Below are 14,771 nucleotides of genomic sequence, written 5' to 3' on the forward strand. Positions count from 1 at the left end.
CTGGCGCGCTCAGCGCCCTTCCAGTGGCAGCAGCGGCAACGTCAGGCTACGGAAGCCTTGCTGCTGCCGCGGCAGCTTCTTGCACTCGCCGCCGCCTGCGGATCTGACCCCTCCGTCATCGCTGAGCAGCTGGACGAGCCGGCTGCCGGGGACGGCGAACAGGGCTTCCGGACGGAGATCCTGCAGATCGACGCCGGCCAGTGCCTGCGGCGCATCGTCCGCAGCGCCGGACCAGCGGAACAGCATGAAGCTGCCGCTATCGGCCGGCGGACCGGCGACGATCAGGTACGACGGGCCTACCCGTTCGATGCTGCGAATGCCGCGCTCGGCAAGATCGAGCTCGATGGCCTGCGCCAGATCTGCCGCCTGCTCGCCCGCCACCACCGCCGCCGGGTTGAGCAGCGGAACGAGCAGCGCACGCCGCTGCGGCAACGGGTTGCGCAGCCCGATCAACAGACCGCCGTCCGGCGTTGCCGCCAGTCCTTCGATGTTGAACCCACCTGCCGCCTCGGCCGCCCGCCGCGCGGCGTCGCGCAAACGGTAGGGGCGCAACTCGGGGGCCTTTTCCATCGCCCGCAACAGACCCGTATAGGGCGTGCCGACGGTTCGCAGATACGGCGGGCGGCCGTCCGCGGCATCGACGATGTCCGTGGCAAAGAAACGCCGGCGGCTCTCTTCCTTGCGGCCGGAACTGCTCCGGCCATGCGAGCTGATCCAGTAGATCCGCCGGCCGACGCGTGCCGCCGCCTCGATATCCACTTCGTCGCCGGCAGACACGTCGAGGAAACGCGACAGATCGAGGCCACGCCCGACCGCCATCGCCTGTCCGCGTCGATAGACCCGCAGGACTGCATCCTCGTCGTTGCCGACGACGAAATGCTCGGCATCGAGGGCGACTGCGGCCGACGCATCGCACGGTCCGCGATAGCTGAACAGCTCCGGCGGGTCTGCCCGGCTTGCCGGACTGACCGCTGCGAGCAGGGTGACGACCACGACGGTCAGCACGGCTTTCATTGGCTGGCTCCCTGGTGACGGCTCGACGACGAGGTCGTGCGTAGCCCACATCATACTCTGGCCGCGGGCGGTGCTGGCGGCCGGGAACGCTTGCCGCCGCAGCCGGCGCCGCTTCGCTTCACATCGTGACGGGAACTTTCACCATACGCCGAGGTATCGTTGTTTTCATCGGCCTGGAACTCGGATATGCTGCGCGAACGTCGAAAGAACGATGTAAAACAATGGAGGAATTATGTTCCAGGTCCGCATACACGGTCGCGGCGGCCAAGGCGTGGTGACGGCTGCCGAGATGTTGTCGATTGCTGCTTTTGAGGAAGGCCGCCACGCCCAGGCCTTTCCAAGTTTCGGTTCGGAACGCACCGGAGCCCCTGTCGTCGCCTTCTGCCGCATCGCCGACAAGGAGATTCGCCTGCGCGAGCCGATCATGGAACCGGACGCACTGATCATCCAGGACCCCACCCTGCTCTATCAGGTCGATGTCTTCAGCGGCCTGAAGAAGAATGGTTACATCCTGATCAATACCAGCCGTAGCTTCGACGAACTGGGCCTCGGTGATTATGTCCGCGACTGGCCGCCGGATCGCCTGTGCACGGTACCAGCCACCGACCTCAGCCGCAAGCATGTCGGACGGCCGATGCCGAACGTGCCGCTGCTGGCAGGTTTCGCCGCCGCCTCGGGAGTCATCCGGCTGGAATCGGTGATCCAGGCGATCAATGCCAAGTTCTCCGACAAGGTGGCGAGCAACAACGTCGCTGCCGCCAGCGAGGCTTACCAGTTCGTCGTCGATGAGGTCGCGCACGCGCGGCACGGGGAGACTGCACATGCTTAAACAGACCGAGGGTTCACACGCCGTCGCCGAAGCGGTCGCGCTCTGTCGGCCGGAGGTGATCTGCGCCTATCCGATCTCGCCGCAGACGCACATCGTCGAAGGCCTCGGCGAAATGGTCAAGGCGGGCGAGGTTGCCAACTGCGAGTTCATCAACGTCGAGTCCGAATTCGCCGCGATGAGCGTCGCCATCGGCTCGTCCGCCACCGGCGCCCGGACCTACACCGCCACCGCATCGCAGGGCCTGCTGTTCATGGTCGAGGCGGTATACAACGCTGCCGGCCTCGGCCTGCCGATCGTGATGACGGTTGCCAACCGCGCCATCGGTGCGCCGATCAACATCTGGAACGACCACTCCGACTCGCTGTCGCAGCGCGACTGCGGCTGGATCCAGTTGTTTGCCGAGACCAACCAGGAGGCGCTCGACCTGCACATCCAGGCCTTCAAGCTGGCGGAGGAGGTCAGCCTCCCGGTCATGGTGTGCATGGACGGGTTCATCCTGACGCACGCCTACGAACGGGTGGACGTACCGACACAGGAGCAGGTCGACGCCTTCCTGCCGCCCTATGAGCCGCGCCAGGTGCTCGATCCGAAGGAGCCGGTGTCGATCGGCGCCATGGTCGGTCCGGAGGCCTTTTCCGAGGTCCGTTACCTGGCGCACGCGAAGCAGATGCAGGCGCTCGAGCGGATTCCACAACTGGCCGAGCAGTTCAAGACGGTTTTCGGCCGCGATTCCGGTGGCCTGACCCACAGTTACCTGGTTGACGATGCCGACATCGTCGTCGTCGCCATGGGCTCGGTCCTCGGCACGATCAAGGACACCGTCGACGAGATGCGCCAGGAGGGCCAGCGGATCGGCGTCCTCGGCATCACCTCGTACCGTCCGTTCCCGCTCGACAGCGTCCGTGCCGCGCTGCAGAACGCGCAGCGCGTGGTGGTCCTCGAGAAGAGCCTGGCGGTCGGCATCGGCGGCATCCTGTCGACCGACGTGCGCATGGCGATGTCCGGCCTGCAACTGCATGGCCACACCGTCGTCGCCGGACTCGGCGGCCGCGCGATCACGCGCAAGTCGCTGCGCGGACTGTTCAGCAAGGCGATCAATGGCGAACTCGGCCACCTCACGTTCCTCGATCTCGACTGGAACGTCGTCAACAAGCAGCTCGAACGCGAGCGCACCAAGCGCCGTTCGGGTCCGGCAGCCGAGAGCATGCTGCGCGACATCGGCGTCGTTGCCGCCCGCATTGGCTGAGGAGAACGACCATGAGCTTCCAACCCGTTCATTTCTACCAGACCGGCACCTTCACCGTCGGCAACCGCCTGCTCTCCGCCGAAGAGCGCAGCGTGCAGGCCAACGTCGAACGGACCAACTCACTGAACTCGGGACACCGCGCCTGCCAGGGCTGCGGCGAGGCGCTCGGCGCCCGGTACGCCATCGACGCGGCGATGAACGCCGCCCGCGGGCGCCTGATCGCCGCCAACGCCACCGGCTGCCTCGAGGTCTTCTCGACCCCTTACCCGGAAACATCCTGGCAAATCCCGTGGGTTCACTCGCTGTTCGGCAACACGGCGGCAATCGGTACCGGCATCGCCGCGGCGATCAAGGTCAAGCGGCAGAAGGGCCAGATGGATGACGTCCGCGTCGTCGCCCAGGGGGGTGACGGCGGCACGACCGACATCGGTTTCGGCTGTCTTTCCGGGATGTTCGAGCGCAACGACGACGTGCTCTACATCTGTTACGACAACGGCGGCTACATGAACACCGGCGTCCAGCGCAGTTCGGCGACGCCACCGGCGGCGCGTACGGCGACCACCATGCCGGTCGGACCGGAGCCGGGCAACAACTTCGGCCAGGGCAAGTTCGTACCGGCGATCGCCATGGCACACGAGATCCCCTACGTCGCAACGGCGACCGTCGCCGACCTGCGCGATCTCGAGTACAAGGTCACCAAGGCGATGGGCCTGCGTGGTGCCCGCTACATCCACATTCTCGTACCCTGCCCTCTCGGCTGGGGCGCGGCGTCGCAGGACACCATCAAGCTGGCGCGACTGGCGAAGGAAACCGGCATCTTCCCGGTGTTCGAGGCCGAAAATGGCGAGGTCACCGGCGTTCTCAAGATCCGCCGGCCCCAGCCCGTCGAGGAGTATCTGAAGTTGCAGAAGCGCTATGCGCACCTCTTCGGCAAGAAACCCGCGGTGGAAACGATCGCTCGCCTGCAGGCAGCGGCAGACAAGAACATTCGCAAGTACGGACTGCTCGACCAGGAGGCGAACTGATGGACAAACCCTTTGCGATCACGCTGGATCCCGGCTCATCGCTGGCCAACCGCACCGGCTCCTGGCGCACCTCGCGGCCGGTCTATCTCGACCGGCTGCCACCGTGCAACAAGCAGTGCCCAGCCGGCGAGGACATCCAGGGCTGGCTGTTCCACGCCGAATCGGGCGACTATGAAAGCGCCTGGCGGCACCTGACGAAGGACAACCCTTTCCCGGCGATCATGGGGCGGGTCTGTTATCACACCTGCGAGGGCGCCTGCAACCGCGGCCAGCTCGATGCGCCGGTGGGGATCAATTCGGTCGAGCGCTTCCTCGGCGACGAGGCGCTGAAGCGCGGCTGGAAACTGACGCCGCCGGCCAGTGAGTCGGGCAAGCACGTCTTGATCGTCGGCGCCGGCCCCTCGGGCATGTCGGCCGCCTACCACCTGCGCCGCCTCGGCCACCGGGTGACGGTACAGGAAGCGGGGCCGCTGCTCGGCGGCATGATGCGCTTCGGCATTCCCAAGTACCGCTTGCCGCGCGACGTTCTGGAAGCCGAGATGCAGCGGGTCGTTGACCTCGGGGTCACGGTGAAGCTTGGCAGCAAGGTCGAGAACATCCTCGCGACGATGCAGGACGGCGGTTTCGACGCCGCCTTCCTCGCGGTCGGCGCACACATCGGCAAACGGGCAATGATTCCCGCCGGTGACGCGGCGAAGATCATCGATGCCATCTCGCTGCTGCGCAGCATGGAGGGCGAGGACAAGCCACTGCTCGGTCGCCGCGTCGTCGTCTATGGCGGCGGCAACACGGCCATCGACGTCGCCCGTACCGCCAAGCGCATGGGCGCCGAGCCGCTGATCGTCTATCGCCGCACGCGCGAGAAGATGCCGGCACACGACTTCGAAGTCGAAGAGGCGCTGCAGGAAGGAATCATGGTCAAGTGGCTGTCGACGATCAAGCAGGCGCACGAATCCTCTTTGACGATCGAGAAGATGGCGCTCGACAGCAAGGGCTTCCCGCAGCCGACGGGCGAGTACGAGACGATCGAGGCTGACTCGCTGGTGCTGGCTCTGGGTCAGGATGTCGATCTCGGCCTGCTCGAAGGGGTGCCCGGACTCGAGGTCAGCGACGGGGTGGTGCAGGTCAACGCCAACATGATGACCGGTCACGCCGGAATCTTCGCCGGCGGCGACATGGTGCCGGCCGAGCGCAACGTCACGGTTGCCATCGGTCACGGCAAGAAAGCGGCGAGGAACATCGATGCCTGGCTGCGCGGCGAAGAGTATGTGGCACCACCGAAGAAGGAGGTGGCGACCTTCGACAACCTCAATACCTGGTACTACGCCGACGCACCGAAGACGGTGCGGCCGATGCTCGACATCATTCGCCGCCAGTCCACCTTCGAAGAGGTGCAGGGCGGACTGGACGAGAGCAATGCCCTCTTCGAGGCGCGGCGCTGCCTGTCCTGTGGCAACTGCTTCGAATGCGACAACTGCTATGGCGTCTGCCCCGACAACGCCGTGATCAAGCTCGGCCCCGGCAAGCGCTTCGAGTTCAATTACGACTACTGCAAGGGCTGCGGCATGTGCGTTGCCGAATGCCCCTGCGGCGCAATCAAGATGGAGGCGGAGGAGATATAGTATCGTCCGCCTTTCCCGGGCTCTGGCGCCCCTGATCAGCAGCGGCACAGCCACACCGTGATCCGGCGCAGGCGTCCGGATCACCGATTCTCGGGGCACTGCGAACGTGCCGTTCGAAGTGCCCTTTCCTTCTTTCCTCACTAACGGGGTGTTTATGTCAACTGCAAGCAAGAACGTATACGTATTCGGTTCCGCGCGAACCGACGGCGACGCCAAGATGAAGAACCTGCTCGGCGGCAAGGGCGCCAACCTGGCCGAGATGTGCCGGCTCGGAATCGCCGTCCCGCCCGGGTTTACGATCAGCACCGAGGTGTGCACGGTCTACACTGAGCAGGGTCAGGACGCGGTCCTGAAGCTGATCGATGCCGAAGTGCGCGCCGGTGTTGCCTATGTCGAACAGGAGATGGGCAAGAAGTTCGGTGATTCCTCCGACCCGCTGCTGCTTTCGGTACGTTCGGGCTCGCGCGCCTCGATGCCGGGAATGATGGACACCATCCTCAACCTCGGGCTCAACGACGAGGCCGTCGAAGGACTGGCGCGCAAAGCGAACAACGAGCGCTTTGCCTGGGACTCCTATCGCCGCTTCATCCAGATGTACGGTGACGTCGTCATGGGCCTCAAGCCGGTGTCGAAGGAGGATCACGATCCGTTCGAGGTCGTTATCGACATGGTCAAGGAGAAGAAGGGGGTCCAGCTCGATACCGAACTCGACACCGCCGATCTCAAGGAACTCGTGACACGCTTCAAGGGCTTGATTCGCGCGCGCGTTGGCCGCGAGTTCCCGAGCGACCCCTGGGAACAGCTCTGGGGATCGGTGATGGCGGTCTTCCAGAGCTGGAACAACGACCGCGCGAAGGTCTACCGCGAACTGAACGACATCCCGGAGAGCTGGGGAACGGCGGTCAACGTGCAGGCGATGGTCTTCGGCAACCTCGGCGAGAACAGCGGCACCGGCGTCGCCTTCACGCGCGACGCGAGTACCGGCGAGGACCTGTTCAACGGCGAGTTCCTGATCAACGCCCAGGGCGAGGACGTCGTCGCGGGCATCCGGACGCCACAGCAGGTGACCCTCGAGGGCTCGCGCCGCTGGGCGCAACTGGCGATGGTCAACGAAGACGAGCGCCGCACGCGCTTCCCTTCGCTCGAGGAACTGATGCCGGAGATCTACCAGCAGCTGCTGCAGGCCGAGACCAAACTCGAACGGCACTATGCCGACATGCAGGACGTCGAGTTCACCATCCAGGAAGGCCGCCTGTGGATGCTGCAGACGCGCAACGGCAAGCGCACCGGCGCGGCGATGGTGCGCATCGCGATGGAAATGCTGCGGCAGGGGATCATCGACGAGAAGGAAGCGCTGCGGCGCGTCAACCCCGAGCGACTGAACGAACTGCTGCACCCGGTGTTCGACCCGGTGGCGATCCGCAAGGCGCGGGTCATCGCGCATGGCCTGCCGGCTTCGCCCGGTGCGGCGACCGGACAGATCGTCTTCTTCGCCGACGAGGCCGAAGATTGGGTGCGCAAGGGCAGGACCGTCATCCTCGTACGCCAGGAAACCTCACCCGAAGACCTGCGCGGCATGAGCGTTGCCAAGGGCATCCTCACCGCCCGCGGTGGCATGACCTCGCACGCCGCGGTCGTCGCGCGCGGCATGGGCAAGTGCTGCGTTTCCGGCGCCGGCGCGGTGCACGTCGACTACCACGCACGCACCATGTCGGTCGGAGGCGAGACCTGGAAGGAAGGCGAGTGGCTCTCGCTCGATGGTTCGACGGGAGACGTCTTCCTCGGCCAGGTGCCGACCAAGGAAGCCGAGCTGACCGGCGACTTCGGCGCCCTGATGGAGCTGGCCGACCGGCATCGGCGGCTTGGCGTGCGTGCCAATGCCGATACGCCGGAAGACGCCAAGGTGGCGCGCAACTTCGGTGCCAAGGGCATCGGCCTGTGCCGCACCGAGCACATGTTCTTCGAGGGCGACCGCATCAAGGCAGTACGCGAGATGATCCTGGCCGACGACGAAACCGGTCGCCGCAAGGCGCTGGCGAAGCTGCTGCCGATGCAGCGCGGCGACTTCGAGGGCCTGTTTCGCGAGATGAACGGTCTCGCGGTCACCATCCGCCTGCTCGATCCGCCGTTGCACGAGTTCGTTCCGCACGACGAAGAGAACCAGCGCGTGATGGCGCACGAGATGAACCTGCCGCTGCCGGTGATCAAGATGCGCGTCGATGATCTGCATGAGTTCAACCCGATGATGGGTCACCGCGGCTGTCGTCTTGGCATCACCTACCCGGAAATCACCGAGATGCAGACGCGCGCCATCCTCGAGGCCGGCCTCAACATGAAGGCCAAGGGAATCGAGGTCAAGGCCGAGATCATGATCCCGCTGGTCGGTACGGTGCGTGAATTCAACGCCCAGGCGAAGGTGATCCGGGCGACGGCGGCGGCGGTCTTCGCGGAGCGTGGCGAGAAGCTCGACTACCTGCTCGGCACCATGATCGAAACGCCACGCGCCGCCCTGATCGCCGACAGCATCGGCCAGCAGGCGGAGTTCTTCTCCTTCGGTACCAACGACCTGACGCAGATGACCATGGGCTTCTCGCGCGACGACGCCGGCAAGTTCCTGCCGAGCTACCTCAAGGACGGCATGTACGAGCATGATCCGTTCCAGTCGATAGACCAGAAGGGCGTCGGCCTGCTGGTGCGGATGGCGGTCGAGAAAGGCCGTTCGGTGCGCCCGGGCATCAAGCTCGGCGTCTGTGGCGAGCACGGTGGCGATCCGGCTTCGGTCGATTTCTTCCATCGCGTCGGCCTCGACTACGTCAGTTGCTCGCCGTTCCGCGTGCCGATCGCCCGTCTGGCAGCCGCCCAGGCAGCGATCGACAATCCCGCCTGAGGCGGCACTGCCTGCCCTGCTGGCCGGTGTACCGGTCGGCAGGTCCTTTCCGCCCGGGCCCGGCGACCGCCGGCCGGGCGTTTCCTTTCTGCCGCCACGCTGATGGCCGGCAGTCCTGCTCCGATCGAGCCGAACAGCGATGAAATTCGAGCTCCTCGCCAGCGATGGCGCAGCCCGTCGCGGTCTGCTGCACCTCCGCCATGGCACGGTCGACACGCCCGCTTTCATGCCCGTCGGCACCTATGGCGCGGTGAAGGCGATGAGCCCGCGTGAGCTGCTCGCCACCGGCAGCCAGATCTGTCTCGGCAACACCTTCCACCTCTGGCTGCGCCCGGGCCTCGAGGTAATCGCGGCACATTCCGGGCTGCACCGCTTCATGTCCTGGGAGCGGCCGATCCTCACCGACTCCGGCGGCTTCCAGGTGTTCTCGCTCGGCGCCCTGCGCCGCATCAGCGAGGAAGGCGTCCGCTTCCAGTCGCCAGTCAACGGCGACCGCCTCTTCCTGACACCCGAGGAGTCGATGCGCATCCAGCAGGTTCTCGACTCGGACATCGCCATGATCCTCGACGAATGCACCCCCTACCCTGTCAGCCACGCCGAGGCGGCGGCTTCGCTGCACCTGTCGCTGCGCTGGGCCCGCCGCTCGCGCGCGGCGCATGACCGCCTGGAGAACGGCAACGCCCTGTTCGGCATCGTACAGGGCGGCATGCATGAGGAGCTGCGCGACGAGTCGCTCGCCGGGCTGCTCGACATCGGCTTCGACGGTTTCGCCATCGGCGGTCTCTCGGTCGGCGAACCGAAGGACGAAATGCAGCGCATCCTGGCGCATACGGCGCCGCGGCTGCCGCCGCAGAGGCCGCGCTATCTGATGGGCGTCGGCACGCCGGAGGACCTGGTCGGCGCCGTCGCCGCCGGCATCGACATGTTCGACTGCGTCCTGCCGACGCGGAACGCGCGCAACGGCCATCTGTTCACCCGCCACGGCGACATCCGCATCCGCAACGCCCGCCACCGCAGCGACCGGCGACCCCTCGACGCGAGCTGCTCCTGCTACACCTGCCAGAATTTCTCGCGCGCCTATCTGCATCACCTCAACCGCACGGGCGAGATCCTGGGCGCGCAACTCGCGACGCTGCACAACCTCCACTACTACCAGGATCTGATGCGCGACCTGCGCCAGGCGATCGGCTCCGGCACGCTGCCGGCGACGGTGGCGTCTTTCCACCTGGCGCGTTCCCAGCACGGCGAAGGCTAGTGGTACAATCGCCGGCTCGATTTCAACGCCAATGTTTTCTCAGGAGAATGATGTGCTGATCAGCACCGCCCACGCCCAACAGGCAGCTTCTTCCGACCCGACCGGCGGCTTCATGCAACTGCTGCCGATCATCCTGATGTTCGTCGTCCTCTACTTCCTGATGATCCGGCCACAGATGAAACGCGCCAAGGAACACAAGGCGATGGTCGAGGCGCTCGCCAGGGGCGACGAAGTCGTCACCGGCGGCGGCATCGCCGGCCGCATCACCAAGGTCGGCGAGCAGTTCATCAGTCTCGAAGTCGCCGAGGGCATCGAGATTCAGGTGCAGAAGCCGGCCGTGCAGCTGGTGCTGCCCAAAGGCTCGCTGAAAGCCCTCTGACCAGCTCGCTCGTTGCCCAGCCCAAGGGCAACTCGCGCACACCACTGACGGCAAGCATCCATGAATCGTTATCCGCCCTGGAAATACGTCATCGTCGGCCTCGCACTGGTCTTCGGCCTGATTTACACGCTGCCCAACCTCTTCGGCGAGTCACCGGCCGTGCAGGTCTCCAGCGCCAAGGCGACGATCAAGATCGATGAACGGACCCGCGAGCGTGTCGCCAATGCTTTGCAGTCTGCCGCCATCGCCGACAGCGGCATCTTCCTCGACAGCAACGGCGTCAAGGTCCGGCTGGCAACGACCGACCAGCAGTTGCAGGCGAAGGATGTGCTCGAGAAGCAATTCAATCCGGACCCGGGTGACCCGCAGTACGTCGTCGCGCTCAACCTGCTGTCGAGTTCGCCGCGCTGGCTGACCAGCCTGCACGCACTGCCGATGTACCTCGGTCTCGACCTGCGCGGCGGGGTTCACTTCCTCCTGCAGGTGGACATGAAGGGCGCCGTGACCAAGCGGCTCGACGCCCTGGGCGGCGACCTGCGCAGCCTGCTGCGCGACAGGAACATCCGCCATGCCGGCATCAGCCGCGAGGGCGAGCGCATGGTGATCCGCTTCCGCGACGGCGAGACGCGCAACAAGGCGCGCATCGTACTCGAGGACAACCAGTCGGAATTGCTCCTTGCCGACCAGGGGGACGGCGACGATCTGCGGCTCGTTGGCACGCTCAGGCCGGAGGCAATCAAACGAATCCAGGAATTCGCGATCAAGCAGAACATGACGACGCTGCACAACCGGATCAACGAACTCGGCGTCGCCGAGCCGGTGATCGCGCAGCAAGGGGTAGACCGGATCGTCGTCCAGTTGCCGGGCGTCCAGGATACCGCCAAGGCCAAGGACATCCTCGGCCGGACGGCAACGCTGGAAATCCGCATGGTCGAAGAAACCCCAGGGGCGATAGAAGCCGCCCTCGCCGGGCAAGTACCCTTTGGCACCGAGTTCTACGTCGAACGTGGCGGCATGCCGCTGCTGGTGAAGAAGCAAGTGGTGCTCACCGGTGACCGGCTGACCGACGCGCAGCCCGGTTTCGACAACCAGACATCGGAACCGGCGGTACACCTGACGCTCGATTCCGCCGGCGCGCGTATCTTCAAGGACGTCACGCGCGACAACGTCGGCAAGCGAATGGCGATCGTGCTGATCGAAAAAGGCAAGGGCGAAGTGATCACGGCGCCAGTCATCCGGGCCGAGATCGCCGGCGGGCGCGTGCAGATATCGGGCCGCATGAGTACCGTCGAGGCCAACGACACGGCGTTGCTGTTGCGCGCCGGCTCGCTCGCCGCGCCGATGGAGATCATCGAGGAACGGACCATTGGCCCCAGCCTCGGCGCCGAGAACATCCGCAAGGGATTCCATTCGACGATGTGGGGCTTCGCAGCGATTGCCGTCTTCATGATCGCCTACTACCAACTCTTCGGAGTGGTATCGGTCGTCGCCCTGGCGGCCAACCTGCTCTTTCTCGTTGCCCTGCTCTCGTTGCTGCAGGCGACCCTGACGCTGCCGGGAATCGCCGCCATCGCGCTGACGCTGGGCATGGCGATCGACGCCAACGTGCTGATCAACGAGCGCATCCGCGAGGAACTGCGCAATGGATCGAGTCCTCAGGCGGCGATCCATACCGGCTACGAGCGCGCCTTCGGTACCATCCTCGACTCGAACATCACCACCCTGATCGCCGGCATCGCGCTGTTGATCTTCGGCTCGGGACCGGTGCGAGGTTTTGCCGTGGTGCACTGTCTCGGCATTCTGACCTCGCTGTTCTCCGCCGTCGTCGTCTCGCGCGCGATGATCAACCTGATCTACGGCCGTCGCCGCAAGCTCGAGTCGCTGGCCATCGGCCAGGTCTGGAAGCCGACCGATACCGGCGCCGCGACCGCCAGATAGGAAACGGAACGATGGAATTCTTCCGCATCAGAAAAGACATCCCGTTCATGCGCCACGCGGTGACGTTCAACGTCATCTCGCTGCTCACATTTCTGCTGTCTGTCGTCTTCCTCGTCAGTCGTGGCCTGCACCTTTCGGTCGAGTTCACCGGCGGCACGCTGATCGAGATCAACTACGCGCAGGCGGCCGATCTTGAAAAAGTCCGCGAGGGGCTCGGCAAAGCCGGCTTCACCGACTTCTCGGTGCAGAACTTCGGCTCCAGCCGCGATGTGCTGATACGCCTGCCACTCAAGGCGGAGCAGAACACCACCCGGATCGGCGAGTCGGTGATGCAGGCACTGACTGCCGAAGCACCGGGTGCCAAGCTGCAAAGGGTCGAGTTCGTTGGCCCGCAGGTCGGCAGGGAACTGGCCGAGAATGGCGCGCTGGCACTGCTGCTGGTGGTCGTCGGCATCGTGGTCTATCTGGCTTTCCGCTTCGAGTGGCGTTTCTCGGTCTCGGCGATCATCGCCAACCTCCATGACGTGGTGATCATTCTCGGCTTCTTCGCCTTCTTCCAGTGGGAGTTCTCGCTCTCGGTCCTGGCCGCCGTGCTGGCCGTCCTCGGCTATTCCGTCAATGAATCGGTGGTCGTCTTCGACCGCGTGCGCGAGACCTTCAAGAAGACGCGTGGCCTGACGACACCGCAGGTGCTCGACCACGCGATCACCAGCACGATTTCGCGCACCATCATCACGCATGGTTCGACGCAGATGATGGTCCTGTCGATGCTCATCTTCGGTGGCGAGACGCTGTACTATTTCTCGTTGGCGCTGACCATCGGCATCTGCTTCGGCATCTACTCGTCGGTACTCGTCGCCAGCCCGCTGGTGATGTGGCTGGGCGTGTCGCGCGAGCAGTTCGTCAAGGCGAAGCGGCAGATCGAAGGCGCCAACGAGGAAGGCGCGGTCGTCTGACCGGCAACGCCGCCACGACTGCGCGCAAGGACGGAGGTCAGGAGATGAGCGACACGCAGCGCATCCGCGTCTGGGATTTGCCGACACGGGTCTTCCATTGGGCTCTCGTGCTGCTCGTCGTCGCATCCTTCGTCAGCGGCAAGATCGGCGGCAATGCGATGGTCTGGCACGGCCGCTTCGGTCTCGCCATCCTCGGTCTGCTGAGCTTTCGCCTGCTGTGGGGACTGATCGGCTCGACCTACGCCCGCTTCCTCTCCTTCCTGCCGACGCCCAACGCCATCCTCGCCTACCTGCGTGGCCAGTGGCGCGGACTCGGCCACAACCCGCTTGGCGCGCTCTCGGTCTTCGGGCTGCTTGGGTTGCTCGCCTTCCAAGTCTCCAGCGGCCTCTTCGCCAATGACGACATTGCCTTCCGCGGGCCCCTGTACGCACTGGTCAGCAGCGAGTTCAGCGAGCGTCTGACCGGCTGGCACAAGCTTTCGGTCAACCTGCTCGTGCTGCTGGTTCTGCTGCACCTGGCGGCAATCGGCTTCTACGCGCACGCCAAGAAGGAGAACCTGGTCAGGCCGATGCTGACCGGCTGGAAGGAGGTCGCTCCGGAGGACGGCCCGCCCGCCACCGGAGGCGGGCCGCTGGCGTTCATCGTCGCGCTGGTGTTTGCCGTCGCGGCCGTCTATGCGGGCAGCGGCGAGTGGGTACCCCCGCCGGCGGCCGCGCCGGTATCCGCTCCCGCCTGGTAGAGCCGGCAATCGGCAGCGCAGCGGCGTCGCTGCCTGCCGCACGCGGTCCGGCAGCGACGTGTGCCGCCGCAGTCAGTCCTTGCGGAACTTGTCGTGGCAGGCCTTGCAGCTTTCGCCAGTCTTGCCGAACTGTACCTTCACCGCCGCCGCGTCGCCCGTGGCAGCCACCTTCTGCAACTCGTTGGCTTCCTTGATGTAGGCCATCGCCAGTTCCTTGACCTTGTCCTGTTCCTTGAAGAACTCCGGCTTGACACGCGTCTTCTCGCCGCCGACGTCCTTGTCGGTACCCGCACCAAACAAGGCGCCCATGCCGGAATTGGCGGTCGCTGCGACGACGTTGGCGGCGGCGATCACCTGCTCCTTGTTGTAGGTACCTTCGAGATTGGCCTTGATCTTGCCCATGTTCCACGCCATGAAGCTGTAACCGGCCTTGCGATACTTGATCATCTCCTCCGGCTTCAGGGCCTGCTGGGCGTAAACGGCCCCGGCGCAGGTGGTCAGCAAGAGTGCTGCGACGACTTTCTTCATGGCTTTTCTCCGTTGTGGTTGAGGTAGTGGTTCATAGCGCAAAGACGTGCTTCGTGCGCAAGGTCCGCTGCTCGCTGACGAGCAGCAGCAGGCGGTCGATGTTGGGATGCCGGCCGGGGTTGGCGCGCGCCTCATCGACGTGTTCGGCAAACAGTTCGAGACCCTTCGCCGCCGCCTCGGGCGTGATCGCGCCATAGGTCTGCGCGAGGTGATTGTAGATCGCGAGCGCGCCCTGGCTTCCGGCACGGTTCTCGATGCTGTCGACGATGTCGCCCGTCGCATCCAGCAGGCGGATCGCCTGCAGGTGCGATATCCCCGGCAGCTTGCGCAGATTCCCGGCAAAGACCGACAC

Annotated in this window: 13 protein-coding genes; 10 read left to right on the forward strand and 3 right to left on the reverse strand. The window is 65.2% G+C overall.

Going from position 1 to position 14,771, the window contains the following annotated elements; translation table 11 throughout:
* Window positions 1–9: 9 nt before the first annotated feature.
* On the reverse strand, window positions 10–1,014 hold the full coding sequence (locus tag V5B60_RS19535) for a DUF3616 domain-containing protein (RefSeq protein WP_332349391.1): 1,005 nt from the start codon (window positions 1,012–1,014) through the stop codon (window positions 10–12).
* Between the two features lie 232 nt (window positions 1,015–1,246).
* On the opposite strand from V5B60_RS19535, the gene V5B60_RS19540 reads away from it, so the two are divergent.
* The 10 genes from V5B60_RS19540 (at window position 1,247) to V5B60_RS19585 (ending at window position 13,891) form a co-directional block, all read left to right on the forward strand.
* Complete coding sequence (locus tag V5B60_RS19540; RefSeq protein ID WP_332349393.1) at window positions 1,247–1,843, forward strand: 2-oxoacid:acceptor oxidoreductase family protein; 597 nt, start codon at window positions 1,247–1,249, stop codon at window positions 1,841–1,843.
* The gene (locus V5B60_RS19545; RefSeq protein ID WP_332349395.1) at window positions 1,836–3,089 is read left to right on the forward strand and encodes a transketolase C-terminal domain-containing protein; all 1,254 of its coding nucleotides are present in this window, start codon (window positions 1,836–1,838) and stop codon (window positions 3,087–3,089) included. Before V5B60_RS19540 ends, V5B60_RS19545 begins: the two co-directional genes overlap by 8 nt.
* A gap of 11 nt (window positions 3,090–3,100) precedes the next feature.
* On the forward strand, window positions 3,101–4,114 hold the full coding sequence (locus tag V5B60_RS19550; protein WP_332349397.1) for a thiamine pyrophosphate-dependent enzyme: 1,014 nt from the start codon (window positions 3,101–3,103) through the stop codon (window positions 4,112–4,114).
* The gene (locus V5B60_RS19555; RefSeq protein WP_332349399.1) at window positions 4,114–5,736 is read left to right on the forward strand and encodes an NAD(P)-binding protein; all 1,623 of its coding nucleotides are present in this window, start codon (window positions 4,114–4,116) and stop codon (window positions 5,734–5,736) included. The genes V5B60_RS19550 and V5B60_RS19555 overlap by 1 nt, the downstream gene beginning before the upstream one ends.
* Before the next feature lie 154 nt (window positions 5,737–5,890).
* A complete protein-coding gene (ppdK, locus tag V5B60_RS19560; RefSeq protein WP_332349401.1) occupies window positions 5,891–8,623 on the forward strand; it encodes a pyruvate, phosphate dikinase in 2,733 nt (910 codons plus the stop codon).
* A gap of 139 nt (window positions 8,624–8,762) precedes the next feature.
* On the forward strand, window positions 8,763–9,878 hold the full coding sequence (gene tgt / locus V5B60_RS19565) for a tRNA guanosine(34) transglycosylase Tgt (protein ID WP_332349403.1): 1,116 nt from the start codon (window positions 8,763–8,765) through the stop codon (window positions 9,876–9,878).
* A gap of 52 nt (window positions 9,879–9,930) precedes the next feature.
* A complete protein-coding gene (gene yajC, locus V5B60_RS19570) occupies window positions 9,931–10,257 on the forward strand; it encodes a preprotein translocase subunit YajC (RefSeq protein ID WP_034934657.1) in 327 nt (108 codons plus the stop codon).
* Window positions 10,258–10,317: 60 nt separating this feature from the next.
* Complete coding sequence (gene secD / locus V5B60_RS19575) at window positions 10,318–12,195, forward strand: protein translocase subunit SecD (RefSeq protein ID WP_332349407.1); 1,878 nt, start codon at window positions 10,318–10,320, stop codon at window positions 12,193–12,195.
* 11 nt (window positions 12,196–12,206) lie between these two features.
* Complete coding sequence (gene secF / locus V5B60_RS19580; protein ID WP_332349409.1) at window positions 12,207–13,151, forward strand: protein translocase subunit SecF; 945 nt, start codon at window positions 12,207–12,209, stop codon at window positions 13,149–13,151.
* A gap of 44 nt (window positions 13,152–13,195) precedes the next feature.
* Window positions 13,196–13,891: a cytochrome b/b6 domain-containing protein gene (locus V5B60_RS19585; protein ID WP_332349411.1), complete on the forward strand. Its 696-nt coding sequence runs from the start codon at window positions 13,196–13,198 to the stop codon at window positions 13,889–13,891.
* Between the two features lie 72 nt (window positions 13,892–13,963).
* Here the strand turns inward: V5B60_RS19585 and V5B60_RS19590 are convergent, their stop codons facing one another.
* Window positions 13,964–14,419 (reverse strand): c-type cytochrome, encoded by a 456-nt coding sequence (locus V5B60_RS19590; protein ID WP_034934647.1) that lies wholly within the window; start codon window positions 14,417–14,419, stop codon window positions 13,964–13,966.
* Between the two features lie 31 nt (window positions 14,420–14,450).
* On the reverse strand, window positions 14,451–14,771 hold the full coding sequence (locus tag V5B60_RS19595; protein WP_332349414.1) for a DUF2322 family protein: 321 nt from the start codon (window positions 14,769–14,771) through the stop codon (window positions 14,451–14,453).

Source organism: Accumulibacter sp. (assembly GCF_036625195.1).
GTDB lineage: Bacteria > Pseudomonadota > Gammaproteobacteria > Burkholderiales > Rhodocyclaceae > Accumulibacter.

What these genes read in the sequence shown, in the direction of transcription:
- V5B60_RS19535 (WP_332349391.1), bottom strand. Translation starts at nt 1,014, where the DNA reads ATGAAAGCCGTGCTGACCGTCGTGGTCGTCACCCTGCTCGCAGCGGTC.
- V5B60_RS19540 (WP_332349393.1), top strand. Translation starts at nt 1,247, where the DNA reads ATGTTCCAGGTCCGCATACACGGTCGCGGCGGCCAAGGCGTGGTGACG.
- V5B60_RS19545 (WP_332349395.1), top strand. Translation starts at nt 1,836, where the DNA reads ATGCTTAAACAGACCGAGGGTTCACACGCCGTCGCCGAAGCGGTCGCG.
- V5B60_RS19550 (WP_332349397.1), top strand. Translation starts at nt 3,101, where the DNA reads ATGAGCTTCCAACCCGTTCATTTCTACCAGACCGGCACCTTCACCGTC.
- V5B60_RS19555 (WP_332349399.1), top strand. Translation starts at nt 4,114, where the DNA reads ATGGACAAACCCTTTGCGATCACGCTGGATCCCGGCTCATCGCTGGCC.
- ppdK (WP_332349401.1), top strand. Translation starts at nt 5,891, where the DNA reads ATGTCAACTGCAAGCAAGAACGTATACGTATTCGGTTCCGCGCGAACC.
- tgt (WP_332349403.1), top strand. Translation starts at nt 8,763, where the DNA reads ATGAAATTCGAGCTCCTCGCCAGCGATGGCGCAGCCCGTCGCGGTCTG.
- secD (WP_332349407.1), top strand. Translation starts at nt 10,318, where the DNA reads ATGAATCGTTATCCGCCCTGGAAATACGTCATCGTCGGCCTCGCACTG.
- secF (WP_332349409.1), top strand. Translation starts at nt 12,207, where the DNA reads ATGGAATTCTTCCGCATCAGAAAAGACATCCCGTTCATGCGCCACGCG.
- V5B60_RS19585 (WP_332349411.1), top strand. Translation starts at nt 13,196, where the DNA reads ATGAGCGACACGCAGCGCATCCGCGTCTGGGATTTGCCGACACGGGTC.
- V5B60_RS19590 (WP_034934647.1), bottom strand. Translation starts at nt 14,419, where the DNA reads ATGAAGAAAGTCGTCGCAGCACTCTTGCTGACCACCTGCGCCGGGGCC.